This window comes from Leisingera sp. ANG49 (assembly GCF_059694505.1).
Window position 1 is genome coordinate 460876 of record NZ_JCATZN010000001.1, and the last position, 25736, is coordinate 486611.

The 25736-nt window shown below is 60.7% G+C and carries 24 protein-coding genes; 12 read left to right on the forward strand and 12 right to left on the reverse strand.

Translation table 11 applies throughout. The annotated features are described in order from the left end of the window. The first annotated feature begins 207 nt into the window (after nt 1–207). A complete protein-coding gene (locus tag AC58NV_RS02320; protein ID WP_497225707.1) occupies nt 208–444 on the forward strand; it encodes a hypothetical protein in 237 nt (78 codons plus the stop codon). Nucleotides 445–607: 163 nt separating this feature from the next. On the opposite strand, the gene AC58NV_RS02325 is transcribed toward AC58NV_RS02320, so the two are convergent. From AC58NV_RS02325 to mtnA, 4 genes are all read right to left on the reverse strand, one after another. After that, nucleotides 608–919 carry a hypothetical protein gene (locus AC58NV_RS02325; protein ID WP_497225708.1) on the reverse strand — a complete coding sequence of 104 codons (312 nt, stop codon included), beginning with the start codon at nt 917–919 and terminating at the stop codon, nt 608–610. Nucleotides 920–1220: 301 nt separating this feature from the next. After that, complete coding sequence (locus AC58NV_RS02330) at nt 1221–2267, reverse strand: dipeptidase (protein ID WP_497225709.1); 1047 nt, start codon at nt 2265–2267, stop codon at nt 1221–1223. Nucleotides 2268–2295: 28 nt separating this feature from the next. Further along, nucleotides 2296–2961, reverse strand: coding sequence for a class II aldolase/adducin family protein (locus AC58NV_RS02335; RefSeq protein WP_497225710.1), 666 nt, complete (start codon nt 2959–2961; stop codon nt 2296–2298). Nucleotides 2962–2977: 16 nt separating this feature from the next. Continuing rightward, nucleotides 2978–4084: an S-methyl-5-thioribose-1-phosphate isomerase gene (gene mtnA, locus AC58NV_RS02340; RefSeq protein ID WP_497225711.1), complete on the reverse strand. Its 1107-nt coding sequence runs from the start codon at nt 4082–4084 to the stop codon at nt 2978–2980. A gap of 363 nt (nt 4085–4447) precedes the next feature. On the opposite strand from mtnA, the gene AC58NV_RS02345 reads away from it, so the two are divergent. Both AC58NV_RS02345 and AC58NV_RS02350 read left to right on the forward strand, forming a co-directional pair. Next, nucleotides 4448–5512, forward strand: a complete 1065-nt coding sequence (locus tag AC58NV_RS02345; RefSeq protein ID WP_497225712.1) for an efflux RND transporter periplasmic adaptor subunit — start codon at nt 4448–4450, stop codon at nt 5510–5512. Between the two features lie 3 nt (nt 5513–5515). Further along, nucleotides 5516–8641 (forward strand): efflux RND transporter permease subunit, encoded by a 3126-nt coding sequence (locus AC58NV_RS02350; protein ID WP_497225713.1) that lies wholly within the window; start codon nt 5516–5518, stop codon nt 8639–8641. Nucleotides 8642–8708: 67 nt separating this feature from the next. Here the strand turns inward: AC58NV_RS02350 and AC58NV_RS02355 are convergent, their stop codons facing one another. Both AC58NV_RS02355 and AC58NV_RS02360 read right to left on the reverse strand, forming a co-directional pair. Next, nucleotides 8709–8924: a hypothetical protein gene (locus tag AC58NV_RS02355; protein WP_497225714.1), complete on the reverse strand. Its 216-nt coding sequence runs from the start codon at nt 8922–8924 to the stop codon at nt 8709–8711. A gap of 55 nt (nt 8925–8979) precedes the next feature. Next, nucleotides 8980–9156 (reverse strand): hypothetical protein, encoded by a 177-nt coding sequence (locus tag AC58NV_RS02360; RefSeq protein WP_497225715.1) that lies wholly within the window; start codon nt 9154–9156, stop codon nt 8980–8982. Between the two features lie 272 nt (nt 9157–9428). On the opposite strand from AC58NV_RS02360, the gene AC58NV_RS02365 reads away from it, so the two are divergent. The 3 genes from AC58NV_RS02365 to AC58NV_RS02375 all read left to right on the forward strand — a co-directional run bounded on the left by AC58NV_RS02365 (nt 9429) and on the right by AC58NV_RS02375 (nt 13545). Continuing rightward, nucleotides 9429–10394, forward strand: a complete 966-nt coding sequence (locus AC58NV_RS02365; RefSeq protein ID WP_366661902.1) for a TAXI family TRAP transporter solute-binding subunit — start codon at nt 9429–9431, stop codon at nt 10392–10394. Nucleotides 10395–10507: 113 nt separating this feature from the next. Continuing rightward, nucleotides 10508–13117 (forward strand): TRAP transporter permease, encoded by a 2610-nt coding sequence (locus AC58NV_RS02370; RefSeq protein WP_497225716.1) that lies wholly within the window; start codon nt 10508–10510, stop codon nt 13115–13117. Further along, the gene (locus tag AC58NV_RS02375; protein WP_497225717.1) at nt 13114–13545 is read left to right on the forward strand and encodes a universal stress protein; all 432 of its coding nucleotides are present in this window, start codon (nt 13114–13116) and stop codon (nt 13543–13545) included. Before AC58NV_RS02370 ends, AC58NV_RS02375 begins: the two co-directional genes overlap by 4 nt. 26 nt (nt 13546–13571) lie before the next feature. On the opposite strand, the gene AC58NV_RS02380 is transcribed toward AC58NV_RS02375, so the two are convergent. The 3 genes from AC58NV_RS02380 to AC58NV_RS02390 are packed head-to-tail and all read right to left on the reverse strand — an operon-like array spanning nt 13572 to nt 17681. Next, on the reverse strand, nt 13572–14621 hold the full coding sequence (locus AC58NV_RS02380; RefSeq protein WP_497225718.1) for a lipocalin-like domain-containing protein: 1050 nt from the start codon (nt 14619–14621) through the stop codon (nt 13572–13574). Next, nucleotides 14611–17028 (reverse strand): FtsX-like permease family protein, encoded by a 2418-nt coding sequence (locus tag AC58NV_RS02385; RefSeq protein WP_497225719.1) that lies wholly within the window; start codon nt 17026–17028, stop codon nt 14611–14613. The genes AC58NV_RS02380 and AC58NV_RS02385 overlap by 11 nt, the downstream gene beginning before the upstream one ends. Then, the gene (locus AC58NV_RS02390; protein ID WP_497225720.1) at nt 17025–17681 is read right to left on the reverse strand and encodes an ABC transporter ATP-binding protein; all 657 of its coding nucleotides are present in this window, start codon (nt 17679–17681) and stop codon (nt 17025–17027) included. Before AC58NV_RS02390 ends, AC58NV_RS02385 begins: the two co-directional genes overlap by 4 nt. A gap of 195 nt (nt 17682–17876) precedes the next feature. On the opposite strand from AC58NV_RS02390, the gene AC58NV_RS02395 reads away from it, so the two are divergent. Further along, complete coding sequence (locus AC58NV_RS02395) at nt 17877–18326, forward strand: ion channel (protein ID WP_497225721.1); 450 nt, start codon at nt 17877–17879, stop codon at nt 18324–18326. Here the strand turns inward: AC58NV_RS02395 and cls are convergent. Beyond that, the gene (cls, locus tag AC58NV_RS02400; RefSeq protein WP_497226384.1) at nt 18323–19738 is read right to left on the reverse strand and encodes a cardiolipin synthase; all 1416 of its coding nucleotides are present in this window, start codon (nt 19736–19738) and stop codon (nt 18323–18325) included. The two genes, AC58NV_RS02395 and cls, sit on opposite strands and share 4 nt — an antisense overlap. Nucleotides 19739–19882: 144 nt before the next feature. On the opposite strand from cls, the gene AC58NV_RS02405 reads away from it, so the two are divergent. Next, nucleotides 19883–20749 carry a YihY/virulence factor BrkB family protein gene (locus AC58NV_RS02405; protein WP_497225722.1) on the forward strand — a complete coding sequence of 289 codons (867 nt, stop codon included), beginning with the start codon at nt 19883–19885 and terminating at the stop codon, nt 20747–20749. A gap of 129 nt (nt 20750–20878) precedes the next feature. Next, the gene (locus AC58NV_RS02410) at nt 20879–21067 is read left to right on the forward strand and encodes a hypothetical protein (protein ID WP_497225723.1); all 189 of its coding nucleotides are present in this window, start codon (nt 20879–20881) and stop codon (nt 21065–21067) included. 6 nt (nt 21068–21073) lie between these two features. Here AC58NV_RS02410 and AC58NV_RS02415 read toward each other — a convergent pair whose 3' ends face one another. Both AC58NV_RS02415 and AC58NV_RS02420 read right to left on the reverse strand, forming a co-directional pair. After that, nucleotides 21074–21790 carry an RlmE family RNA methyltransferase gene (locus AC58NV_RS02415; RefSeq protein WP_065267361.1) on the reverse strand — a complete coding sequence of 239 codons (717 nt, stop codon included), beginning with the start codon at nt 21788–21790 and terminating at the stop codon, nt 21074–21076. Nucleotides 21791–21866: 76 nt separating this feature from the next. Further along, on the reverse strand, nt 21867–22979 hold the full coding sequence (locus tag AC58NV_RS02420; RefSeq protein WP_222475781.1) for a Ppx/GppA phosphatase family protein: 1113 nt from the start codon (nt 22977–22979) through the stop codon (nt 21867–21869). A 285-nt stretch (nt 22980–23264) separates the two neighbouring features. Between AC58NV_RS02420 and AC58NV_RS02425 the strand changes: the two genes are divergently transcribed. The 3 genes from AC58NV_RS02425 to AC58NV_RS02435 are packed head-to-tail and all read left to right on the forward strand — an operon-like array spanning nt 23265 to nt 25593. Further along, the gene (locus tag AC58NV_RS02425) at nt 23265–23561 is read left to right on the forward strand and encodes a virulence factor (protein WP_497225724.1); all 297 of its coding nucleotides are present in this window, start codon (nt 23265–23267) and stop codon (nt 23559–23561) included. A gap of 26 nt (nt 23562–23587) precedes the next feature. After that, on the forward strand, nt 23588–24514 hold the full coding sequence (locus tag AC58NV_RS02430; protein ID WP_497225725.1) for a methylenetetrahydrofolate reductase: 927 nt from the start codon (nt 23588–23590) through the stop codon (nt 24512–24514). A 17-nt stretch (nt 24515–24531) separates the two neighbouring features. Next, nucleotides 24532–25593, forward strand: a complete 1062-nt coding sequence (locus tag AC58NV_RS02435; protein WP_366661914.1) for a methyltetrahydrofolate cobalamin methyltransferase — start codon at nt 24532–24534, stop codon at nt 25591–25593. The last annotated feature ends 143 nt before the right edge of the window (nt 25594–25736 follow it).

The window sequence follows — 25736 nt, forward strand, 5'->3', positions numbered from 1 at the left end:
GGGATTGGAGGATTGTAGCTCTGTAAGTGGAGCGGTCCAAGTAAGGAGCAGCGGACGCTCGATGTTGGGGAGCGCCCGCTGAGTTTGCGGCGTTGAAGTTAAGTTGGGAGATCTTAAGGTCTCCTACTTTCCTTATGCGGGAGTTGCGTTAACAACACGTTAAGACTCCGTTAGGGTCCAGCAAAGGAGGCCGCCGGGTAGGGGGCTATGACATCATATCTATTTGCAGCATTGATCGGGCTGGGGGCTCTTTTTTTTCGGCCTAGTCAAGGAGCTGTCTATTGCATGGCTTTGGCGGCCTTGTCGGTCGGATTTTTCGCCCAGGCCATTCTGATCGATCATGACGTGGGCTCCGCACTTTGGTTTTTTTTCTCGCTGCATGCCTTTGTTGCATGTTTGGTCGCAGCGTTAGGTTTGGTAATTCGGGGCTTTTTTGAAATCTAAACTTGTGTCCAACTAAGGAGCGAGCGACCCGCGGGGTAATGGCACCAGTAGGAAGGGTGCGGCAGGCCACTCTATCCCGCCCCGGCTGATCGGGATTTGAAGATTGTAGCTCTGTAGGTGGAGCGGCCCAAGTGAGGAGGCCGTCGGGAGTGCGCAAGGGCGCCTACTTCTTGTCAAGAAGCGCTAGAATAGCATTTCGGGTTTCCAGATTTTGCTCCATCATGGCCGCTAGGCGCTCAGTCTCTGGGGAAATCTCAAAGCCAAGCAGGATGTAAGCAAGACTGAGGCTGTTAACCGCACATACCTCTGCCAACTTTCGCACGTTTGGTTCCCGGCCATTCTTAATGACAGAATGAAGGTAGCCAGGGCTTGTCTGGAAGGCATTAAGAGATGCCTGTCTCATAGAAAGCCCTGCTCGTTTCAGCTCGGCCTCAAGACGTTCACGCATAGCGTCTGAATCGTAGTTTCTTGTCATGCCCGGATTATCCGGTAGGCTGAATGTAGACGCACGTCCTTTATGTAGGAACATTATGTAGTGCCTGCCTAATTCGTCCATCAAAGGAGTGAAGCGGCCCGCAAAGCCCACTCCCACTTTCACCTTTTGTTTCCGGTTTGTCTGTGGGAGTAAAATCCCCTATGCCTTTGAAAAATTGGCAAGTCGGTAGAATTCAAAATCCCCCGATGGCAACATCGTGAGAGTTCGAGTCTCTCCTTGGGCACCACCGCATTCCTTTAAAATCATATGTTTGCGATGTAAACGTGGGGCGGCCGCGGCGTTACGCCCAAGTCTGCTCCAATATCCGCAGCCAGTTGCCGTGGCAAAGTTTTGCCATCAGCCTGCTGTCATATCCATGTGCCTTCATTGCCTCACACAGCACCGGCAGTCCTGCGGCATCTGTGATTTCATCCGGTATGATTGCGCCGTCAAAATCCGAACCCAGCCCAACCCTGTCCTCGCCGAGCTCTGTGATCAGATAGTCGAGATGTTCAATCATCCGGGCAACCGGCGTGTCCGCGTCCATCCGGCCGTCTTCGCGCAGAAAAGCGACGGCGAAGTTCAACCCCACCAGACCATCGCTGTCGCGGATGGCGTGCAGTTGGCGGTCTGTCAGGTTCCGGCTGTGCGGGCACAGGGTGTGGGTATTGGAGTGGGTCGCGACCAGCGGCTTGCTGCTGTAGCGGGCAACATCCCAGAATCCGGCTTCATTCAGATGAGAGAGGTCGATCAGAACATTAAGTTCATTGCATTTTTTGACCAGCCGAACACCATCGGCTGTCAAGCCGGGGCCAGTGTCCGGGCTGGAAGGAAAGCGGAACGGAACACCGTGGCCATAGATCGTGGGGCGGCTCCAGACCGGGCCGAGCGAGCGCAGGCCCGCGGCGTGCAACACCTCCAGCGTATGGAAGTCCGGGTCGATAGCCTCGGCGCCTTCCATATGCATGACAGCGGCCATAACACCGCTCTGCATGGCTTCACGAATGCTGGTCGCGGTGCGGCAGATCTTGAGCGCGCCTTGTCTCTCCAGCCGGATCAGGATGGCGGCCTGGGCAAGGGCGATCTGTGCCGCCCGCGGCCAGTCCACGGCGGGCGGCAAGGGGAGATCGTAGCTGTCTGCCATCATTTCTTCCATGAGGGAGGCATCGCTATCGTCCGGAACGAAAATGGCAAAGATCCCGCCGGCAAAACCGCCTGACCGGGCCTTGGACAGGTCGATGTGATGGCCGCCAGTGCCCAAGAAGCCGCGCTCATCAAACGTTACTTTGCCTGACTGAATCTGCAGCAGCAGGTCGTTGTGACCATCAAAGATCAGCGGGTGTTCCATTCCGGCTCCGTTTTGCATCAGCGCAGGATCAGCGGCTGTCCTTCAATCCATAGTCTGCGAAGGCAGCCATGGCTTCCGCCATTTCGTCGTCCGTCAGGATATGCGGCTGCCCGATGGTCAGGCTCGCTGTGTAACCCTTTGCAAGTGATTCCAGTTCCACCATGCGCCAAAGCGCACGGGGCAGGCTTTCTCCTATTGTCACCGCGCCATGGTTGGCCATCAGGCAGGCGCTGCGGTTCTGCAAAGCGCCAGTGACATTGTTCGAGAGTTTTTGACTGCCGAACAGCGCGTAGTCGGCGATTGGCACATCGCTGCCGCCAAAGGCCGCAACCATGTAGTGGCAGGCCGGGATCACCTGCCGGTTCATCGCCAGCGCGCTGCAGTAGACGGGATGGGCGTGGACGACGGCGTTTACCCCGGGCTTGGACCGAAGGATCGCCTGATGAAAGGGCCATTCTGTCGAGGGTTTCAGCTGTCCCTCCGGCTCCGGGCTGCCGTCCAGCGGCATCCGGACAAGATCTTCAGGCGCCAATTTTTCATAGGGCACGCCGGACGGGGTGATCACCATGTGATTTCCTGCCCGCACGGAAATATTGCCAGAGGTGCCCTGATTAATGCCGAGGGCGTTCATTTCCAGGCAGGCGTCAATCACCGCCTGCCGGACTTCGGCACAGTCGTGATACGGTGGTTTCATTGGGCGGCCTCCGGCATCAGGCGGACTTCGCTGCGGCCATTTCCGGGAAAAGGCGGGCCAAGCCCTCTTCAGTTGCTTCGCAGACGCCGCGTTCGGTGATCAGCCCTGTCACCAGGCGGTTCGGCGTCACATCAAAGGCCGGGTTGCCGCCCGGCGTGCCGTCGGGCGTCACCTGGAGAACGCCGATTGCGCCGTCTTCGGTCTTGCCTTGAACATGGGTGATCTCTCGTTCGCTGCGTTCCTCGATCGGGATTTCGGCAACGCCGTCGGAGACCGCCCAATCAATGGTCGGCGAGGGCAGGGCGACGTAGAAGGGCACTCCGTTGTCCTTGGCGGCCAGCGCCTTCAGATAGGTGCCGATCTTATTGCAGACATCGCCGCGGCGGGTGGTGCGGTCGGTTCCGGTGATGACCAGATCGACCTGCCCGTGCTGCATCAGGTGGCCGCCGGCGTTATCGGTGATGTAGCTGTGGCTGATGCCGTGGCTGCCCAGCTCCCAGGCGGTCAGCGCGCCCTGGTTGCGGGGGCGGGTTTCGTCAACCCAAACGTGTACCGGGATGCCCGCGTCATGCGCCTGGTACATCGGGCTGGTGGCGGTACCCCAGTCAACGGTCGCCAGCCAGCCGGCGTTGCAATGGGTCAGCAGCCGGACCGGCTCACCAGCGGGCTTGCCTGCTGCGATCTGCCGGATCAGTTCCAGACCATGCATGCCGATGCACCGGTTGATTTCAACATCCTCGTCGGCGATTTCGTGAGCCAGCTGCAGGGCCGCGGCGGCGCGCTCGCCTTCCGCCAGCACACGCAGATGGGCGCGGCAGCGGTCCAGCGCCCAGCGCAGGTTGATCGCGGTCGGGCGGGTAGCGTTGAGGAAGCCCCAGGCCTGGTCCATGGCCGCATCGGACGGATCCAGCCGCATCGCCAGCGCCATGCCATAGGCGGCAGTCGCGCCGATCAACGGCGCACCGCGCACCCGCATCTCGACGATGGCATCAGCAAAGTCCTGCAGCGTGTCCACTTGCTGAATGCGGAATTCATGCGGCAGCCAGCGCTGGTCGATAATCTGCAGCTCATCTTTGCCGTGATCCCACCAGAGAGACCGGTAATGGGTGCCGTTTACTTGCATCGGAGAATCTCCTTGTTTCGCAGTGCTGCCGTGCGGGCTGCCATGTCCGGAATATTACTCTCCGGTTTCTCTGAATTGCGCCGAGCACGCAAGGTTTCGTTGCGGAAACCTGTTGGAAACTTAGGCTTTATGGCGGCGGAAGCGGGCGAGTTTTGCGTGTGCAGCTTGCAGATGTGTGCTGGGAGGGTATTCAATAGGGTATAGATTTGGATACGGGACAGCAGGCCGGGTAATCGGCTGCACACAATATTTCTGTTTAAGTTGAAAGGCTCAAGAATGACGTGTTTCTGGAACAGGGGCCTGACCGGCCGTACCGGGCTGGCAGTTATTGCGGCTGTTAGCCTGTCTGCTGCAGGCCCTGCATTGGCACAGCAGCAGGCGGCTGCACCCAAGGTGGCCGTCTCGGAGGCGGTGATCAAACCGATCAAGGACACCGCAACCTTCATCGGCCGGGGTGAGGCAATCGACAAGGCCGACATCATGGCCCGGGTCAGCGGCTACCTGGAGGAAGCACTGGTCCAGGACGGTGCAGAAGTTGAGAAGGGGGATATTCTGTTCCGGATCGAGCGCAGCGCTTATGAAGCGGTGCTGGAAAGCCGCCGTGCCGAACTGGCGCAGGCGGAAGCCAGCCTTGAGCTGGCGTCGCTGGAACTAGTCCGCAAGCAGGAGCTTTTCGAGCGCGGCTCTGTTCCGGAAACGGACCGCGACACTGCCCGTGCCAATGAACAGGTGGCAGAGGCGCAGGTGCGGGCGGCCCGGGCCGCCATCCAGCAGGCAGAGCTTGATCTGAGCTACACTGAGATTCTCGCGCCATTCTCGGGCCGTGTCGGGCGTATCGAAGTCAGTATCGGCGACGTGGTCAACCCCAGCGGCGCACCGCTGGTCAACATCGTGCGCGAGGCACCGGTTTATGTATCGTTCTCGCTGAACGAAAAGCAATTTGTCGAGATCCTGCAGCAGCTGGAATCCGAGGGTATCGACCGCTCCAGCACTGAAACTGCGCCGGAAGTCTTTGTCGTGCTGCCCAATGGGGCCGAACTGGAGGAGAAGGGCCGGATTGCCTTTGCCGGCAACCGCGTGGACCCCGCCACTGGCGCTGTCACCGTGCGGGCGAAGTTCCAGAATGATGACCGGCTGATTCTCGATGGCGCGTTCCTTACAGTAGGCTTGCAGTCGCAAGAAGCTGTTGATCGCGTTGTCATCAGTCAGGCCGCAATCCAGCGCGATCAGCAGGGGCCGTTTGTTCTGGTGGTGGACGAGAACAACCAGGTGCAGCAGCGCTACATTGCGACGGGCGAAGTGCAGGGCACGGGGATCATCGTTCTGGACGGGCTAATCAAGGGTGAAACCGTGGTTGTCGAAGGGCTGCAAAAGATCCGCCCCGGTGTCGAGGTGGACCCGGTCATGGCTGCTCAGGCTGGAGAATAACCGATGTTTTCCTCCACATTCATTTCAAGGCCGAAATTCGCGATCGTCATTTCTCTGGTGCTGACGGTCATGGGGGTGATCGGCTATTTTGCACTGCCGGTGGCGCAGTTCCCGGAAATTACACCGCCGGTGGTGAATGTCACCGCTACCTACACCGGGGCCAACGCGGAAACAGTTGAAAAGAGCGTTGCTGCGCCGATTGAAGCACAGGTCAACGGGGTGGACGGGATGCTCTACATGTCCTCCACATCCGCTGACAACGGAAGCTACTCTCTGGCGGTGACGTTCGAGGTCGGAACCGATCCGGATATCGCCTCCGTAAACGTGCAGAACCGGGTGGCGCAGGCAACGGCGGCTCTTCCAGCCGAGGTCAACGCGAATGGCGTTGTGACCCAGAAAAGCTCCTCCAACATGCTGCTGGTGACAGCGCTGACCTCTCCCAAAGGGTCCTATGACAGCGTCTTCCTGTCAAACTATGCGGCCATCAACATCAAGGATGCACTGGCGCGTGTCGCCGGCGTCGGCAAGGCGGATATCCTGACCAACTTTGAATATGCCATGCGGGTCTGGCTGGAGCCGAACAAGATGGCGGGCTTGGGGATTTCACCTGGCGACGTGATCAATGCGGTGCAAGAGCAGAATATAGAAGTGTCGGCAGGGCAGGTGGGTGCACCGCCGGTGCCGGGGGATCAGGTGTTTCAATACACAATCAAGTCCAAGGGCCGCCTGACCGAGGTCAGCGAGTTCGAGGATATTGTGATCCGCACCGGTGAAGGCGGCAGCACGGTGCGCCTGAGAGATATTGCCAAGGTGGAACTGGGGGCTTCCAATTACAGTTCTTCCGGCTATTTCGACGGCGTTCCGGCCACTATTCTGGCGGTCTATCAGGCGCCGGGCGCCAATGCGCTTGCCGTGTCCGAAGCTGTTCTGGCGGAAATGGATCGCCTCTCGCAGTCCTTCCCCGAGGATGTTTCTTATTCCGTGCCGTTCAACACCACGGATTTTGTCGAACAGTCGCTGAATGACGTGATCACCACCCTGATGATGACCTTTGTGCTGGTGATCTCAGTGGTGTTCATCTTCCTGGGGTCGTTCCGCGCCACTATCATTCCGGCCGTGGCAATCCCGGTCTCGCTGATCGGCACATTTGCTTTCTTGCTGGCGCTTGGCATGTCGCTTAACACCATCTCGCTGTTCGCGCTTGTTCTGGCCATCGGCATCGTGGTGGATGACGCCATCGTCGTGGTGGAAAACGTCGAACGGATCATCGCGGAGGAGGGGCTGTCACCGCCTGAGGCCACCCGCAAGGCAATGGGGCAGATCACCGGCCCGGTGATTGCCACCACGCTGGTGCTGCTGGCGGTGTTCGTGCCGGTTACCTTCATGCCAGGGATCACCGGCAGGCTCTATTCGCAGTTTGCGGTGACCATCTCCGTCGCAGTGGTGATCTCCTCGGTCAACGCGCTGACACTGTCGCCTGCGCTGTGCGCCATCGTGCTCAAGGCCCGTTCCGGCCCGCCCAAAGGGCTGCTGGCGATGTTCGAAAACATGATCGGCGGGGTGCGCAGCGGCTACCTCAGCATCGTGACCCGCCTGCTGCGGCTTCCGGTGATCGGGCTTGCCATAATTGCTGCCGTGGCCTTTGGCACCGGAACGGTTTTCAGCACAACGTCCAAGGGCTTCCTGCCGCTGGAGGACAACGGCTATCTGTTTGTCGACGTTCAGCTGCCCGACGCAGCGGCACTGGGGCGGACAGAGACGGTGACTAGCCGGATTGACGAGCAGATCCGCCAGATTCCGGGTGTGCAGGGAACCGTGCTGGTCAATGGGTTCAGCCTGCTGAACGGCGCCAGCGCCAACGGTGCGATGATCATTGCCAACTTGACGCCCTGGGATGAGCGGCAGGACGAGGCGTTGCAGCCGGACGCAATCCTTGGTCAGATCTATGGCATCGCCAACGGCGAGGCTGCGGCCAGCATCGTTGCCTTCAACCCACCGCCGATTTCCGGCCTTGGCATGTCGGCCGGTGTGGAAATGGCAGTGCAGCAGACCGCAGGCGGCACGCCGCAGGACCTGGCGCAGTCGGTCGGCTCACTGGTCTATTCCGCCAACCAGCGGCCGGAGATTGCCCAGTCCTACACCACTTTCCGGGCCAACGTGCCCCAGGTGTTTGTTGATCTGGACCGGGAAAAGGCCAAGACGCTGAACGTGCCGATTGCCGAGGTGTTCCAAACCATGCAGGCGCATCTAGGGTCCTACTATGTCAACGACTTCAACCTGTTCGGACGCGTCTACAAAGTGATGCTGCAGGCGGAGGGTTCCTACCGCGACAAGATCGAGGATATCGGCGGCCTGTACGTGCGGGCGCAGTCCGGGGAGATGGTGCCGCTGTCGACCCTGATCGACGTTGAGAACGTGCTGGGACCGGTGCTGCTGAAGCGGCACAATATCTTCCGCTCGGCGACCGTCACTGCGGTTCCGGCACCCGACCTGTCCACGGGTGACGCGATCCGGGTGATGCAGGAAGAAGCCGCGACGGCGCTGCCGCCGGGATACGCCTTTGAATGGACCGGCACCGCGCAGCAGCAGCTGGACTCGGCCGGGCTGGTGACCGTGATCCTGGCGATGGCGGTGCTGTTCGGTTACCTGTTCCTGGTCGGGCAATACGAAAGCTGGACCATGCCGGTTGCGATCTTGTTGTCGGTGATTGTTGCCTTGTTCGGTGCGGTTGCTGCTGTAGCGCTGGCCGGTAATGACATCAACCTCTACACGCAGATCGGGATGATCATGCTGATCGGCCTGGCATCTAAGAACGCCATTCTGATCGTCGAATTCGCAATGGAGCAGCGGGCCGCTGGCCTCAGCATCCGCGAAGCCGCGCAGGAGGCGGCCAAACAGCGCTTCAGGGCGGTGATGATGACCGCGCTGTCCTTCCTTTTGGGGGTGGTGCCGCTGATGATCGCATCCGGCGCAGGGGCGGCCAGCCAGCGTGCCATCGGTATCGCTGTCTTTGGCGGAATGCTGGCGGCGACGGTCGTCGGAGTCATCGTGGTGCCGGTGCTCTATGCAATGATGCAGGGCTTGCGTGAGCGGATCAAAGGCCAGCCGGAGCCAAGCCCGGCTGAGTAAGGCAAATTTCCCCGGCAGGTTTATTTCTGCCGGGGAACTGTTCTAGACTTGAAAGGGCCGGAAGGCCTCAGGCGGCCTGCCTCGCCCGCAAGCCGCGTTCGTGGGCTTCAGCTAGGATCAGGTCCCACTTTCGAGGCGTGCAGCGGAATTCCGGCTCCACATCACAGGTCAGCGGCGCGCTGATTTCTTTCGGAATCCGGCGGGCTTGGGCGGAGACACATCGCTCCAAGGCCCAAAAATCCGTCAAAGACGGATTGTTGAAAATTACTTGGCTCAGCAGCATTGCTGCAGGCTCCCTGTCAATTGCTGGAAATGGCCACAGCTTTTTGAATCGTGGCTCAAGTTTTTATGTGACGCTTGATAGCGTCGTTGCGGCAGTTTGTCACCGGTTCATTTTCCAGGCGGGGAAGGAACGCAGAAATTTCCTGCGGAGCGGGAAAAGCGCCACGAGCGAAATGGAAGGCGGGCTGCAGGAGAATCGCGCGCAAGCGGATTTTCCTTGCAAGAAAAAACATTATGCTACTTCAGGAGGGAAGGGCCGGTCTTCTGCGGGGAAATTTCCCTAAGTAACGTCAATACCGGGAAAAACAGGCACAAAGTGGGTGCGGCAATAAATAGCACCCTTGACTTGAAGGATGGCCAGTGGAACCCTTCTGCGCGTGCAAAATAATCGGCACGCAGCTTGCCCAGCGGGCCGGAACTTACGGCAGTGGGACGACTGCAGAACTGTGTTTCCGGCGTACATGGACAAGCTGCAAATCATAAGACAAGTGGGAGAGACTTGATCATGAAACACACCAAGCTGGCTATCGGTGCATTGGTGGCGGCGTCCTTTTCGGCGCCCGCAGCATTTGCTCAGGAATATATCACCATCGGCACCGGCGGCGTGACCGGCGTGTATTACCCGACCGGCGGCGCCATCTGCCGTCTGGTGAACAAGGGCCGCAAGGAGCACGGCTTCAAGTGCGCCGTCGAATCCACCGGCGGTTCGGTCTACAACATCAACACCATCCGCGAAGGCGAGCTGCAGTTCGGCGTTGCCCAGTCCGACTGGCAGTACCACGCCTACAACGGCTCTTCCAAGTTTGAGGAAGCAGGTGCCTTCGAAGGCCTGCGCGCCGTGTTCTCGGTCCACCCGGAACCTTTCACCGTTGTGGCTCGCGCAGATGCCGGTATTTCCACTTTTGACGATCTCAAAGGCAAGCGCGTCAACATCGGCAACCCGGGCTCCGGCCAGCGCGGCACCATGGAAGTGCTGATGGAAGCCAAGGGCTGGGGCATGGAAGATTTCGCATTGGCGACCGAGCTGAAGGCGGCGGAACAGTCCGCAGCGCTGTGCGACAACCAGATCGACGCGATGATCTATACCGTTGGCCACCCGTCGGGGTCCATTCAGGAAGCCACCACCGCCTGTGACTCGGTGCTGGTGACCGTGGACGGAGAAGCGGTTGAGAAACTGGTTGCCGACAACTCCTTCTATCGTACCGCGACCATTCCGGGCGGCATGTACCGCGGGTCCGACAACGACACCAACACCTTTGGTGTGGGCGCGACCTTCGTCACCTCCGCCGACGTCTCTGAGGACGCGGTCTATGCAGTGGTCAGCTCTGTCTTCGAGAACTTTGAAGCCTTCCAGAAGCTGCACCCGGCGTTTGCCAACCTGAAGCCGGAAGAGATGATCGCAGACGGCCTGTCTGCGCCGCTGCATCCGGGCGCTGCCAAATACTACAAAGAAAAAGGCTGGATCGAGTAATCCGCCAGACAGCAGGAACGGGGCGCCTCACGCGCCCCGTTTCCGCCTGAGGCCACAGGCCCGGGCTTGACAATACCGGCCCCGGGAAACGGCGGCCGCAGGGGAGATTATCCATGACATCCGATGCTCAGGGAAATCGGCCGCTTAGCGAAGAAGAGCTTCAGGAACTGGTCGCGTCCTCCGACGCCGGCTCCCGCAACCCGGTGGGAAGCGTGGGGCTGTTCCTGGCAATCGTCGCCGTCATCTGGTCCGTGTTCCAAGTCATCCTGGCCTCGCCAGTGGCCAACCTGCTGCTGCCTGGCAGCGTGATTAACAATTCCCGCCAAATCCATTTGGCCTTTGCCATTTTCCTGGCCTACGCGGCTTATCCCGCGTTGAAATCCAGCCCGCGGAATTACATCCCGGTGCAGGACTGGATTTTCGCATTGGCTGGCACCGCGATCGCGATGTACGGTTACATTTTCTATCAGAAAATCGTCGATTCCGGCGGCCTTGCAGACGACATGGACAAGTGGTTTGCCCTCGCCGGCCTGATCCTGCTGTTCGAAGCTGCCCGCCGGGCGCTTGGACCGGCGATGGCGATCATCGCGACGATTTTCCTTCTCTACGTGTTCTTCGGCTCTTCCGAGTACGTTCCGGAAGTCATCCGCTGGAAGGGCGCCAGCCTGAAAAAGGCGATGAGCCATATGTGGATCACATCTGAGGGCGTGTTTGGCATTGCCCTTGGGGTCTCCACCAAGTTCGTCTTTCTCTTCGTGCTGTTCGGTGCTCTGCTCGATAAGGCAGGCGCCGGCAATTACTTCATCAAAATGGCGTTTGGTGCGCTTGGCCACCTGCGCGGCGGCCCGGCCAAGGCGGCAGTTGTCGGCTCTGCCGCAACCGGCCTGATCTCCGGGTCCTCCATCGCGAACGTGGTCACCACCGGCACATTCACCATCCCGCTGATGAAGCGCGTCGGTTTCACCTCCGAACAGGCGGGCTCGGTTGAGGTCGCATCCTCTGTGAATGGCCAGATCATGCCGCCGGTGATGGGTGCTGCCGCCTTCCTCATGGTGGAATACGTGGGCATTTCCTACGTCGAGGTGATCACCCATGCCTTCCTGCCGGCCGCGATTTCCTACATCGCGCTGGTCTATATCGTTCATTTGGAGGCGGTGAAGCGGAACATGCCTACGCTGGGCAACCGCGTGGTGTCCATGGGTCGCACCATCGGCGGCATGGCGTTGTTCTTCGCAGGCTTTGCCGCGCTTTGCTACGGCGTACAGTATCCGGTGAAATGGATCGTCGCGGCGATGCCCGGCGCGTCCGGTATGACCCTTTCGGCGCTTGTTGTGGCGGCCTATATCGCGCTGCTGTGGCTGGCCTCGGGTGTTGAAGACCTGGTGCCGGATGATCCGAACGCGCAGGAGGTTGAACTGCCGGTGGTCGCTGAGATCTACAAGGCAGGCCTGCATTACCTGCTGCCGATCATCGTGCTGGTCTACTTCCTGATGATCGAACAGAAGTCGCCGGGCCTGTCGGCGTTTTGGGCCACCGCGCTGTTGTTCGTGATCCTGCTGACCCAGAAACCGCTCAAGGCGATCTTCCGCGGCCAGAGCCACATGGCAAACGCCTTTGTCGAAGGCGTCCATGACCTGTGGAACGGCCTGATTGACGGCGCCCGCAACATGATCGGGATTGCGCTGGCTACGGCCACTGCAGGCGTGATCGTGGGGACGGTGACGCTGACCGGCGTGGGCCAGGTGATGGCTGACCTGGTCGAGTTCGTCTCGGGCGGCAACCTGATACTTATGCTGGTGATGGTGGGCCTTCTTTCGCTTGTTCTGGGCATGGGCCTGCCGACCACCGCCAACTACATTGTCGTCAGCTCGCTGATGGCCGGTGTGGTGGTGGAACTGGGCGCACAGTCCGGGCTCATCGTGCCGCTGATTGCCGTGCATCTGTTCGTGTTCTACTTCGGGATCATGGCGGATGTGACGCCGCCAGTGGGGCTCGCCAGCTTTGCCGCCGCGGCCGTGTCGGGCGGCGATGCGATTCGCACCGGCTTCACTGCCTTCTTCTACAGCTTGCGGACTGTGGCGCTGCCGTTTGTGTTCATCTTCAACACCGATCTTCTACTGATCGATGTGAACTGGGTACAGGGGATACTCGTGGCCATATCAGCCACCATAGCGATCCTGGTCTTTACCGCCGGCACCATGGGCTACTTCGTCAGCCGCAACCGGATCTATGAAAGCATCCTACTGATCTTTGCAGCCTTTGCGCTGTTCCGGCCGGACTTCTTCATGGACCGGGTGATGCCGCCCTTTGCTCAGGTGCCGCCGGCCCAACTGGCTCAGGCACTGGAAGATGCGGAGCCAGGGGCGGAGCTGCGGATCACCGTGGAAGGTCCTGATTTCGACACTTCTAAAATCAAGAGCACTACAATGATCATGACTGCCGACGGCACGGATGGCCAGGCGGCTGTGGATGCCTACGGGCTTCTGCTGCTGGAGGAAGACGGTGCGGTCAAGCTGGAAGAACCGATGTTCGGAACCCCAGCAGCGCCGAACTTGGAAAGCTTCGATTTCTACGCTGACGCGCCGGTTCAGATCATAGCAATCCAGGCGCCCGCCAGCCAGCTTCCGAAGGAATTGATGTTCCTTCCGGCGCTGCTGCTGGTGGCGCTGATAGCCCTGATGCAGCGCGGCCGCGCGCGCGAAGAAGAAGGAGTAACAGCATGAGCAAACCCGTTCTTTGCGCCCTGGAACTGAACGATCAGGACTTGGACGAGAAGGTCCTGACGCAGGCCGGGCGGTTGGCCGGCCTGGACGGGGCCCAGCTGGATGTTGTCAATGTCCTGCCGGACTTCGGCGAGAGCTGGGTCTCGGGGTTCTTTGAGGATCATCACCATGAGAATGCGGTCAAGGACGCGACCCAGCGTCTGAGCGATCTATGCGCCAAGGTTCTGGGCAAAGAGCGCAATGCCAAGGTCCGCCACCTGGTGGCAACCGGTACCGCCTATCAGGAGATCCTGAAGGTTGCCGAAACCGCGGGCAGCGGGCTGATCGTGATTGGTGCGCATAAGCCGGATCTGAAGGATTACCTGCTTGGGCCAAACGCGGCCCGGGTGATCCGGCACTCGGATTGCTCGGTCTTTGTGGTCCGCTAAAAAAGCAAGGGCGCCTTCGGGCGCCCTTATTCATAACCGGTCATCTCAAGGTATCCCTTGCCGCTGTGGCTGCCGGCTACCGTGACCGGCCCCTCCCAGTAGGAAAACGAGGTGCCCATCCAGCTTTGCGGATTAAGCGATTGAACTTCAAGGGAAACCCCCTGGGAAGGCAGGGAGACTTTCCAGCGCGTGGGGATCTTGCGCCCCTCCACATCACTGGTTTCCAAGGGTTCTGCCTGGAAAGTTCCCGGCGCCAACGGTTCAGCTGTTCCGTCAGCAGTTATCCAGGTGCCGGAAGTGAAATTGCTGGTTTCGCCGCGCAGCACGAAGCCCATCAGCTTGCTGCCGCTGTCAAAGCTGAGCGAGAACCAGTCCCAGCCGCTTTGATCCTCTGCCAGCGGCTGGCTTGACCACTCGCGGTCCAGCCAGCCATGGCCAGTGACCGCGATTGGACCGTCGGGAAGCTTTAGCGTGCCGGACACCTGATAATGCGGCTGAGAATAGTAGTGGCTCGCCTGGCCGCTGGCGGATTTCACCGAATAGCCATTGTCGCCGTGCAGCACCAGCGGGCCATAAGAGGTGAGGTCCAAATCGTATGAAAAGTCACTTCCAGCGGCGGAAAGTGACAACTTCTCAAAGGTCTCTCTGGTGGAGCGCAACTGCCAGTCATCTATCCAGGCGTTAAAGGGATCCGCCTGAACACCAGCCTGGCCAACCCCGCCGCGGGCAATGCGCTCTGCGAACAGGTGCTGATCCTGCGAGGTCACGGCCGCATGGGCCATCCAGATTTGCGGGCTTTGCCAGCCTTCCGCTTCTCCCGGCGACAGAGCGGAGCGGAACAGCGTCCACTGGATGCCGTAATCCGCACCGTCGGTTCCTTGGAGGTTGGCGGTCAAGTACCACCATTCAATGCGGAAATCGGGATGCGGGCCATGATCCGCAGGAAAGGACAGCTGGGTGCCGGGCTGCGGGATGGCGAACCCCTCTGCTTCCGTTCCGAGCCCTGCGTAGCCCTGTGGCTGCGCGGCGGTGGCCCAGCCAGCGGCTGCGGCAAAAAGGAAAAACCTAACGTTCATTGGCAAACACTTTAAGCAGTTCTGCCGGAGCGATCCGGCTGAGCCGCCGGGCAGGCAACGCGGCGGCAATGACCGCTGCCAGCAGCGCCAGCAGGAACAGCCGCAGCCAGTCGAGCGGAAACAGAAACATCGGCAGCTTCCAGCCAAAGGCCTCCACATTGATCACCGACAGCAGCGACCAGGCTAAAACCAGCCCCAGCGGCAGCGCCAGAACCGCTGTGGCAGCCGCCAACAGCAGGCTGCGCAGAACCTCCGCAGCGGCCAGCCGGCGGCGGGTCACTCCCATGGCCCAGACCGGTGCAAGCTGGGGCAGGCGCTGGTTCCACAATGTCAGAAGGCTGGTCAGCAGCGCAAAACCCGCCACCCCCAGCGTCAGCAGGTTCAGTGCCGCGGTGATGACAAAGGTTCGGTCAAAAACCGCCAGTGAGCGGGCCTTGACGGTCGCTTGATCAGTGATGTTTTCCCTGGGAATATCAAATCCTTCCCGGATCGACTTGATCAATCCTGAAACCTCCTGAGGAGCTGCGCGCAAACCGAACTGGCGGTTCGGAATGTCCGGCGCGCGTGCCAGAAGGGCCGGCAGCGAGACCATTGCCTGGCCGTTCGGGTTGCCATAATCGGAGTAGATTCCGGCAATGGGCAGACGCCATTCCGGTTCAAGCTCAAGCACCCCGCCCGGAACCAGCCCGTGACGGCGCGCCAGCTGCTCATTTATCAGCATGGCCTCACCCCTGGCGGCCTGATCCCAGACATCCGGCAGAGCGTCCAGCAGCGGCCAGTTCTTCCGGAAGGCGGCGTCATCCTCAAAGCCGTAGATCCGCAAGGGCGCACCTTTGAAGCGGGTGTCTTTATAGCGGCGCGGCAAGGCTGTTATGCCCTGCTTTTCAAGCCATCGCGCTAATTCTGCGCCCTGGGAATCGCTGGTGGCTGTGACGTAGACCTCAGCAAACAGGCGCTGATCCAGCCAGCCGGTAAAGGTCAGGCGGAAACTGGATACCATGGTGCCAACGCCGATGTTTGCGGCCAGAGCCAGCAAAAGTGCCATCAAGGCCAGGGACATACCCGGAATCTGCGCCTGCGTGTCAGCCCATAGCCACTCTGAGTAGGCGCCCTTCGCAAAACGCGCGCCCAGCGACAATCCGGCTGAAACAAGCAGCGGCAGCAAAAGTGCAGCACCGAGCATGAGGGCGCCCAGAAATGCAAAGCCAGAAATAAGTCCTTGAAATGTTGCAAGTATCAAGAATCCAGCGGCGAAAGCTGCGACCCCGCACACGGCTCCTGCCAGATGCGAGCGGCTGGCTTGCTGGCCTCTGGCGCGGGCCGCCGGAGCAGCAAGCAATGGCATGCGCCAAAGCGCAAAGAGAGACTGCGCCGCGGCCAGGAACGTGCCGCCCAATGTCATTGCCAGACCTGAAAGAACCCAGCCCGGCCGCAACGAGAGGCTGCCATCCACTGGTGCACCATACAAACCAGCCAGCGTAGCGTTGACACCGGGCACCAACGCGGCCGCGACCACATAGCCGCCGGCCAGTCCGGCTGCGCCAGCGAGGAGCGCAAGCACGGCCAGTTCCGCAGCAAATAGGCCGGATAGCAAGCGCATTGGCACCCCGAGGCTGCGCAGCGTCCGGATCATTCCGCGCCGCTGCTCGAGGCTGAGCGCGATGGTGCCCTGGACGATGAACAGGCCTACCGCAAAGGAGAGCAGGCCAAAGGCGGTAAGGTTCAGATGGAAACTGTCCGTCAGCCGCGCTGTGTCCGAGGCGGCGGCATGGGCAGGGATGAGGGTCAGCTCAGGCGCCAGCTCACTGAGCGGTGTCAGCCCCGGGCGCTGCTCCGGCAGAACCAGCAGATAGCTCAGGCTGTCGGGACGCCGCAGCAAGCGGCTGGCGAGGCTGAGGTCCGCCATAGCTATTCCCCGAGGCAAGGCTGCCATTTGGGTTACAGGGTGCACGTGCTGCGATGCATTCAAAAGCGCTGCCGTTTCCGGGTGCGCAAAGATCCTTCCTGGCGGCAGCAGAGCTTCCAGCGGCGGCACGGAGTCTGCTTCTGCGGCCGTGGCCAAGGCCGGGGCCTGCGGGTGCTGGAGCAGGTCAACTCCCATGATATCAAAGCTTTGCCGCTCGAACCTGACAACGCCCTCCAGCACAGGGGCCAGCCGCCAGCCGGACCGGCGCAGGTCAGCATAACGGGCAACGGGGATGGTTCCAGCTTCAGGAACAAGCCGGGCAGCCCCCGCGGTGCCAAGTTGTTCAGCGGCGCGGGCATAGCTGGCCCGCGCCTCCGCGTTGATGGCCTGAACTGCCGACCACAAACCAGCCGCAAGCGCCAGCCCGGTGACCAGGGTTGCCAGCTGAAGGGGATGGCGCCGCCAATGCGACAGGATGGCCAGAAGCGCGGCGCCTGTCATGCGGTCGTGCCGTGCTGCAGATGCAGGTGGCGGTCCAGCATCTGGGCAATTGCGGCAGAATGGGTGACCAGGAACAACGCAGTGCCGCTTTCCCGGACCAGCTGCAGCATCAGCTCCATCACGGCGGCGCTGGCGGTTTCATCCAGGTTGCCGGTCGGCTCATCCGCCAGCAGCAGCTTGGGCCGCACGGCCAGCGCGCGGGCGATGGCCACACGCTGCTGCTGCCCGCCGGACAGCTGCTCAGGATAGCGCTCCTGCACGTTGGACAGGCCCAGATGGTCCACCAGCCGTGTTCCCCAGCCTGTGTCCCATTTGCCGCCAAGACGGGCATGCAATGCGATGTTGCTTCCGACGCTGAGTGAAGGGATCAGATTAAACTGCTGGAAAACAAGCGAAACGTCACGCCGTCGCAATGCGGCCCGCTGACCGTCGCCAAGCCCGGACAGGCGGGTCCCGTCAATCTCGATCTCGCCGCTGTCGAAATGATCCAGCGCCCCGGCCAGATGCAGCAGCGTGCTTTTGCCGGAGCCGCTTTCCCCGGTCAGAGCTAGGCTCCTGCCCGCTGCCAGATCCAGGGATACCCCGCGCAGAACGGCTGTTTCCGCCGTCTGGCCGGGATAGCTCTTGGTCACATTGCGGATCTTCAGAACCATTTGCGGCAACTTTCGCTTTTTTGGTCATCAATTGCTGCAACGGTACTCAACACCCATGATTGCGGGAAGTCCAGTCCGGCTCAATTGCGGCGCTGGCTGCCGGGAGCGGCTGAAAGCGGCAATTGCCTATTGCAGGCAGGATTTTTAAGGTGCAGCCATGGGTTGCCAGAGCACGATCAGAATGGGAGGTCCGGCATGACGCTGTGGAACCAGCTGCTGTGGGGATCAATCTACCTCAGCTCTTGCCTGATCCTGGAGATCACGATCCTGGTTTGGTGCGCCTCTGTGCTGAACAGGCTGTCCAAGCGGTTTTCTAAACCCTACCGGCCCTGGCAGCTGGGTCTTATGCTGGTGGTGGCCATTTTCATTATTCTTGGCAGCCATACCGCACAGGTTTGGATCTGGTCCTCGGCCTTTGTTCTGGTCGGCGCGATCGAGGATTGGAATACTTCGGTCTATTTTTCGCTGGTGACCTACACCACGCTTGGTTACGGCGATGTGGTTCTGGGACCCGCGCTGAGGATCTTTGCAGCGCTGGCTGCGGTAACGGGGCTGTTCGGTTTCGGAATCAGCACGGCCTTTCTTGTCAGCGCCATGGGGCGGCTGTTTTCCTTTAACGGACAACGCTCTGAGGAAGACGGTTAAAGCACAGGCGCCAGCAGCCGCGCGACAGGTGCAAGAAGGCGGACGCGCGGGTTCTGCTGGTCAAGCCTCACAGCAAGCTCCTTCGCGTTCTGAAAGTCCTTGGCGAGCATTTCCGCAACCTGCTCAGCGGGCCGCTGGGCGAAAAACAAGGCCATGGTTTCAAAGTTCAGCCGGAAGGAGCGGTTGTCCAGGTTTGCGGTTCCAATTCCGGCGATCGTGTCGTCGACGACAAAACACTTCTGATGCATGAAACCGCCCTCATAGCGCAGGATGCGGACGCCGGCCTCGCGCAATTCATCAAAAAATGCAAAGCTGGCAAGCCACGGCAGGTGGTGGTCAATGGTTTCCGGCAAAAGCACCCTGACATCGACACCCCGCAGGCCTGCGTGCTTCAAGGCCGCGAACACATCTTGGTCTGGCACAAAGTACGGGGAGGCCAGCCAGATCCGGGTCCGCGCAGCTGTGATGGCGGAGAAGTAGAGCATGGAACCGTTGCCGGTGGTGTCACCGGGGCCGGTTGAGGCGATCAGTGCCGACAGGTCCTGTGGTGAGGTTTCGGGCTCCCAGTTGAGAAGGTCCAGGATAGGTTCCTGGGTGCGCCAGAGCCAATCCTCCGCAAAGGACAGCTGAAGCTGCTGCACCACAGGTCCGGTCAGCCGGACATGCGTATCCCGCCATGGCCCGAACTCAGGATTCAGCCCCAAGTATTCATTCCCTACATTCAGGCCGCCGGTAAAACCGGTGCGTCCGTCCACGATTACGGTTTTCCGGTGGTTGCGGAAATTGATCCGCAAACGGTGCCAGGGGCCGCGCTGAACTGCCGGATCTATCATGTTGACACCCGCAGCCTCCAGCGCGCGCTTGTAGTCGCGGGACAGTTTGCGGCTGCCGATGCTGTCCGTCATGAACCAGACCGTCACGCCGCGCTCTGCTGCGGCAATCAGCCGGGACTGCAATTGCATCCCAAGGCCGTCGGCGCGCAGTATGTAGTACTGAACCAGGATATAGTCCTGTGCATTTTCAATGGCTTCAAAGATGGAGTTGAATGTTTCGGTGCCGTTAACCAGGATATCTAACCCGTTACCGCGGCAGATGTTGAGGCCGGCAATCACCTCGAAAGGCGCAGTATTGACACCCGCCGCCTCGGCGTCCTGTGATTGGGCGTTGGTAAAGTTGCGCTTGGCGATAACGGCCTGCTCTGCGGCCCTGCGGGATTTCCAGTATCCCTTGAACCGATGGTGACCGAAGATCAGATAGGCAGGCAGGGCAAGGACCGGGACGGCGAGCAGGAACACAACCCAGCCGATGGCCCCTTGCGGTGTGCGCGCGGTGCGCGCAGCACTGAGCGCCGCCAGTCCGGCAGCCGTCCAGGTTGCGGCCAGCGCGGCCGTGCTGAAAACAATCCAGAACATCACGGGCTCCAAAAACTGCCTTGGAGTCAACCTAATACTGAATGGGACACTTCGCCATCCCCGGCGCCTCCAGTCCGGCAGGACGAGAGCGGGCGACTTGCTTTGCCGCTGGCATTTTCGCTGCAGTTGTGGAACCGTGCCGCTATGCCCATCCTGCCGCCGATCCGAATGTGGCCAGCCGCATTGATAACCGCCGCAAGCCGCTTCAACAGAAAGAATGGCTGGGTGATGAGCAGTCACATCGCCATGTCGATGATGCTGGCGCTGTTTCCCTTTGTTCTGTTTACCGTGGCGCTGGCGGGCACCGTGGCGGGCATCTTTTCGCAGAGGGTCGAAATGGACAGTATGACCGAATTGGTATTCGGTTCATGGCCGGAATCCGTTGCTCAGCCGATCCTTTCGGAGGTTGAGGCGGTTTTACGGACGTCGAGCACGCAACTGGCAACCTTGGGCGGGCTGTTTGCGCTGTACTTTGCGTCCAACGGAGTCGACGCCGTTCGCATTGCCTTGGTACAGGCCTATCACGATACCGATACCCGGCCGTTCTGGAAAACCCGGGCGCTTTGCATCGGGCTGGTGATCCTTGGCGGGGCGGGGATCCTGGCTGCAGCGGTCTTTGAAGTCTTTCTTCCATTGTATGTGCACTACCTGGCCGACCTGCTGCCGTTCGGACAGCCCTCCAGCCAATGGGAGAGGGGACTGAGCCGCCTGTTTGCGGTCATGTTGCCGGTGGGCGCAGTGCTTTCGTTTCACCTCATTCTGCCGGGGCGGGTCCACCGTTTCCGGCGGATCCTGCCAGGTGCGGTGCTGACTCTTCTGTTGTGGTTGATCTGCGGCAGCGGATTTGCCATTTATGTCAGCTCCTTCGCGCAGTATTCCGCTACTTACGCGGGCCTTGCTGGTGCCATGGCGGCGATGATTTTTCTTTATCTCAACTCCGCAATTTTGATCTTGGGCGCGGAGTTCAACGGCGCACTGATCGATATCGCAAACAGCCTGGGTCGGACATAGCAATTGCGGCTCTGCTGCAACTGTTTCTCTTTCTTCAACAATAAGGCAGGGTTGCCACAATTGCGCCCATATCTCAGCCCAATCGCCCTTTAGGTCTGCAGGAAAGCAGCGGATCCAGAAGGGGCCATCATGACAAAACTGCAAAACAAACTGCGCCATCTGCGGCTGTTTGAACTGATGCGGCAGCGCGAAATGGCCGGCCATGCCAGCCGCAAGCTGCGGGTATCCCGGCTGACCGATGAAGACGGCGAGGAGGCCATTATGCTGCGCACATTGGCGGCACGGTCGCTGACCATGCCGCACAGCCGCCGGGTCTGACGGGGCCTAGCCGCGAAAGCCTGTGGCCACCACAAATTTCTCAGAGCTGTCCGAACGCGAGGAGGGCGGCTTGATGTTCATCACCTTGGTGAACTTCTGCTTCAGCAGCTTCTGCAGCTCGCCTTCGGCACCGCCGGCCAGAACCTTGGCCACAAAGGTACCGCCTTCCTCCAGCACGTCAAAGGCGAAATAGGCGGCGGTTTCGCACAGCGAGATGATCCGCAAATGGTCGGTCTGCTTGTGGCCGGAGCTGGCTGCGGCCATGTCCGACATCACCACATCCGCCTTGCCGCCCAGCCATTCCTTGACCTGTTCATCGGCCCCGTCATCCATGAAGTCGAGCTGGTGGAACTCCGCACCCGCCAGCGGTTCAACCTCTTGCAGGTCAACACCGATGATGCGGCCAACGGCCTTGCCTTGTTTTTCACCAAGGGAATTGATCCGTTTCACCGCCACCTGCGCCCAGCCGCCCGGTGCGCAGCCCAAGTCGACAACCCGGGCGCCGTTCACCAGGAAGCGGAACTTGTCGTCCAGCTCCATGATCTTGTAGGCCGCGCGGCCGCGGTAGCCTTCGGCCTGGGCGCGTTTCACATAGGGGTCGTTCAACTGCCGCTGCAGCCAGCGGGTCGAACTGAGCTTGCGCCCGCGCGCCGTTTTCACATTGACCTTCAGATCCCGCTGCCCGCGGCCGGATGTGTTCTTTCCTGTCGGTGTCTTTGCCATGACTGCCACCATTTGCGCCGGGTGCCCGGAGTTTTGCCAACTCCGGCCCGGAAAAATCCAATTCTACCGGCCCCGCTTAATATGGGCCGTCTTCCAGAACGCCGTCCGCGCTCATCTGCGCATAAAGCAGGCCTTCGCGCAGGCCGCGGTCCGCGACCGACAGCCGGTCGGTTGGCCAGCAGCGCAACAGTGCCTGCAGAATGGCGGACCCGGACATGATCAGCGCCTGCCGGTCCTCGCCGATGCGGGGGTCGCGGCGGCGGCCCTGAGGGCCGAGTTCTAGATAACCGCGGATCACTTTGTCAATCTGATCGCTGGTCATCCGCAGGCCATCGACCTTGGTGCGGTCATAACGCTTCAGCCCCAGATGCGAGGCCGCCACGGTGGTGACGGTGCCGGAGGTGCCGACGATCTGAAAGCCCTCGCGCGCCTGCTCATCCTTGTAGGGGGCGAAATCGGCAAGATTTTCTTCGAAGAACCAGCTCATCAGGGCAAAGCGCGCGGCGTCATCTTCCACGTCGTTGAACTGGTCGCGCAGCGTGGCGACCCCTAGCGGCACCGAGATCCAGTCCACCACCTTGGCGGCGGGGAAGGGGCTTTCGGTCGGGTGAAACCCGTTGTGCAGCCGCATGATGGCGGACGGGCGGTCGCGCCGCGGCACGGAGGAGACATCGATCCAGACCAGCTCGGTCGAGCCGCCGCCGATATCGACCACCAGAAGCTGCTCGGTCTTGGTGGAGACCAGCGGCGCGCAGGAGATCACCGCCAGCCGCGCCTCTTCCTCCGGCTGGATGATTTCCAGCGTAAGCCCGGTCTCCCGTTTCACCTGGCGGATGAAGTCGCGCGCGTTTTTTGCCCGGCGGCAGGCCTCGGTCGCCACCAGACGCATCCGCTTGACCTTGTTGCGTTTGAGTTTTTGCTGGCAGATCCGCAGCGCCTGAATGGTGCGCGCCATCGAGGACCGCGACAGACGTCCGGTCCGCTCCAGCCCGGCGCCGAGCTGCACCGACTTGGAGAAGCTGTCGACCACATGAATGCCGCTGCCCTTGGGCTGGGCGATCAGCATGCGGCAGCTATTTGTTCCCAAATCCAGCGCCGCATAGAGCGCATCAGGATCGGGACGGGCCGGTGCAGGGGTCTCAACCGCTTTGGGAAACGCGCCCGCACCTTTCGAGCGCCTGGGCGCCATGATTCACGCCCTCCGATTATCGTGTTAAGAATGACAATAGGTGCGCAAATGCGGCGGCGCAAGCGCCCTGGAGGCAGAAGTGAAGCAATTTCCGCTGCTTCGCGGAAATCTCATAATCCACATGAATATTTTGGCACAAAGCCGCTGTGGCATTCGCAGGTGTACAAAGCTAGTGTCGCGGCAGCAAAACGTCGCTCAATCCCATCGTGTTGTCGAAAATCGACCAACCTGCGGCGCTCCACCGCACTAGAACGTGGTCTATCCAGGCTAGGAGGAAAGCAAGGCATGCCCGACGTTACGATCGTATACTGGCGCGATATCCCTGCGCAGGTCATCGTTGGCAAAGGCCGCCGCGGCGCCAAGCGCCAGCTCGAAGAACGGTTCGAGCAGGCCATCGACCGCGCAGCCATGAAGGTGAACGCAAAGGACGCGGACGCCTATCTGGCTGAGTGGCGCAAGGCCGAACCGTTTTCAGCTGAAGGCGAGGCAACTGACATCGCTGAAGCTGAGGCCAAACGCCTGGAAACTGAGTATGATCAGGACCGCCTCAAGGCGCTGATCGCAAATGACGGATGGGCATGACCCGTAGACCACTTTGGGAGGCCGTGATGGCTTTGCTGAACTTTAAAAAACGTGACTCTGGCGCGGCCCAGACCGTCAATCCCCAGGTTGAAGCCTTCCTGCAGGGCTACTCGATCGAGGTCATGCCGCGCACCGCAGAGAAGGTCGACGATTTCCGCGACCTGCTGCCCGCGGGCACCCGCGTCTACATCGCGCATATCGAGGGCACCCCGATCGAGGACATGGTCGCCACTGCCAAGCGCCTGAACGCCGAAGGCTTCCCGGTGATGCCGCACTTCCCGGCGCGGATCATCAAGGACGAGGCCACCCTGGCCGACTGGATCGCCCGCTACCAGGGCGAGGCCGACGTCAAGCAAGCGCTGATGCTGGCAGGCGGCGTTGCCAAGCCGCACGGCGATTTCCACAGCTCCATGCAGCTGCTGGAAACCGGCTTGTTCGACAAGGCGGGCTTTACCAACCTGCATGTCGCCGGCCACCCGGAAGGCAACAAGGACATCGACCCGGACGGCACCACCAAGAACGTCTCCGAAGCGCTCCAGTGGAAGCAGAAGTTCTCTGAGCGCACCGACGCCAAGATGGCGCTGGCCACCCAGTTCGCGTTTGAAGCCAAGCCGATCATCGAATGGGCAAACGGCCTGAAGGCAGCGGGCGTGGATCTGCCGATTCACATCGGTATCGCTGGCCCGGCCAAGCTGCAGACCCTGATCAAATTCGCCATCGCCTGCGGCGTCGGCCCGTCGCTGAAGGTTTTGCAGAAGCGCGCGATGGACGTGTCCAAGCTGCTGCTGCCTTATGAGCCGACCGATGTTGTGGCCGAGCTGGCAGCCTACAAGGCGGAAAACCCGGACTTTAACATCACCAACGTGCATTTCTTCCCGCTGGGCGGCATCAAGACCAATGCCACCTGGGCCATCAACAACGGCGGCGCCTCGGCGAAGCCGGTCAACTCCTAAGACCCTAAGGATCAACAATGACCCGTACAGTCGTAGAATCAAAAACAAAAACCGCGGTCCTGGGCTTTGATGAGCCGTTCTGTGTGATCGGTGAGCGCATCAACCCGACCGGCCGCAAGAAACTGGCGGCCGAGCTGGAAGCCGGCGATTTCTCCACCGTCGAAAAAGACGCTGTGGCTCAGGTTCTGGCCGGTGCCACCGTTCTCGATATCAACGCGGGCGTGGTTTACAACTCCAACCCGAACCCGAACGAGACCGAGCCGCCGCTGATGCGGAAGATCGTTGAACTGGTTCAAGGCCTGGTCGACGTGCCGCTGTGCATCGACTCCTCGGTTCCGGGTGCGCTGGAAGCAGGCCTGGAAGTCTGCGAGGGCCGTCCGCTGCTGAATTCTGTCACCGGTGAAGAAGAGCGCCTGGAGCAGATCCTGCCGCTGGTCAAGAAGTACAACGTGCCGGTTGTGGCAATCTCCAACGACGACACCGGCATCTCGGAAGACCCCGATGTGCGTTTCGCCGTAGCCAAGAAGATCGTTGAGCGTGCTGCCGATTTCGGCATCCCGGCGCATGACATCGTGGTTGACCCGCTGGTGATGCCGGTTGGCGCCATGGCGACTGCGGGCCTGCAGGTGTTTGCCCTGGTCCGCCGCCTACGCGAAGAACTGGGTGTGAACACCACTTGCGGTGCGTCCAACATCTCGTTCGGCCTGCCGAACCGTCACGGCATCAACAACGCCTTCCTGCCGATGGCAATGGGTGCCGGCATGACCTCTGCGATCATGAACCCGGTGGCGCTGCCGGTGACCCAGAAGGCCATTGCCGAGAAGAAGGCTGCAGTCGAGGCCGCTGGCATCATCCTGCCGGAAAGCATGGACGACGAAGCGTTTGTCACCATGTTCGGCCTGGGCTCCACCAAGCCGCGCGCCGGTAAGGAAATGGAAGCCATCCGCGCTGCCAACTTCCTAACCAACAACGACCCGCATGGCGGTGAGTGGATCAAGTTCAACAAGGCGCCTGCCGCTGAAGGCGAAGAAGGCCGTGGCCGTGGCGGCCGCGCCGGCGGACGCCGCCGCCGCGCCTGATCCGCGCAGGCAAAACAACACAAGGGCCGGACAGAAATGTCCGGCCTTTTTTTGTTGCCGAAATTTCAGGCGTGTAGATGGTCAGATATAGCTGCGGCGGGGTTGGAAAAGGGGCACCAGCCTGCAAATGCAGAGCGCGTCAG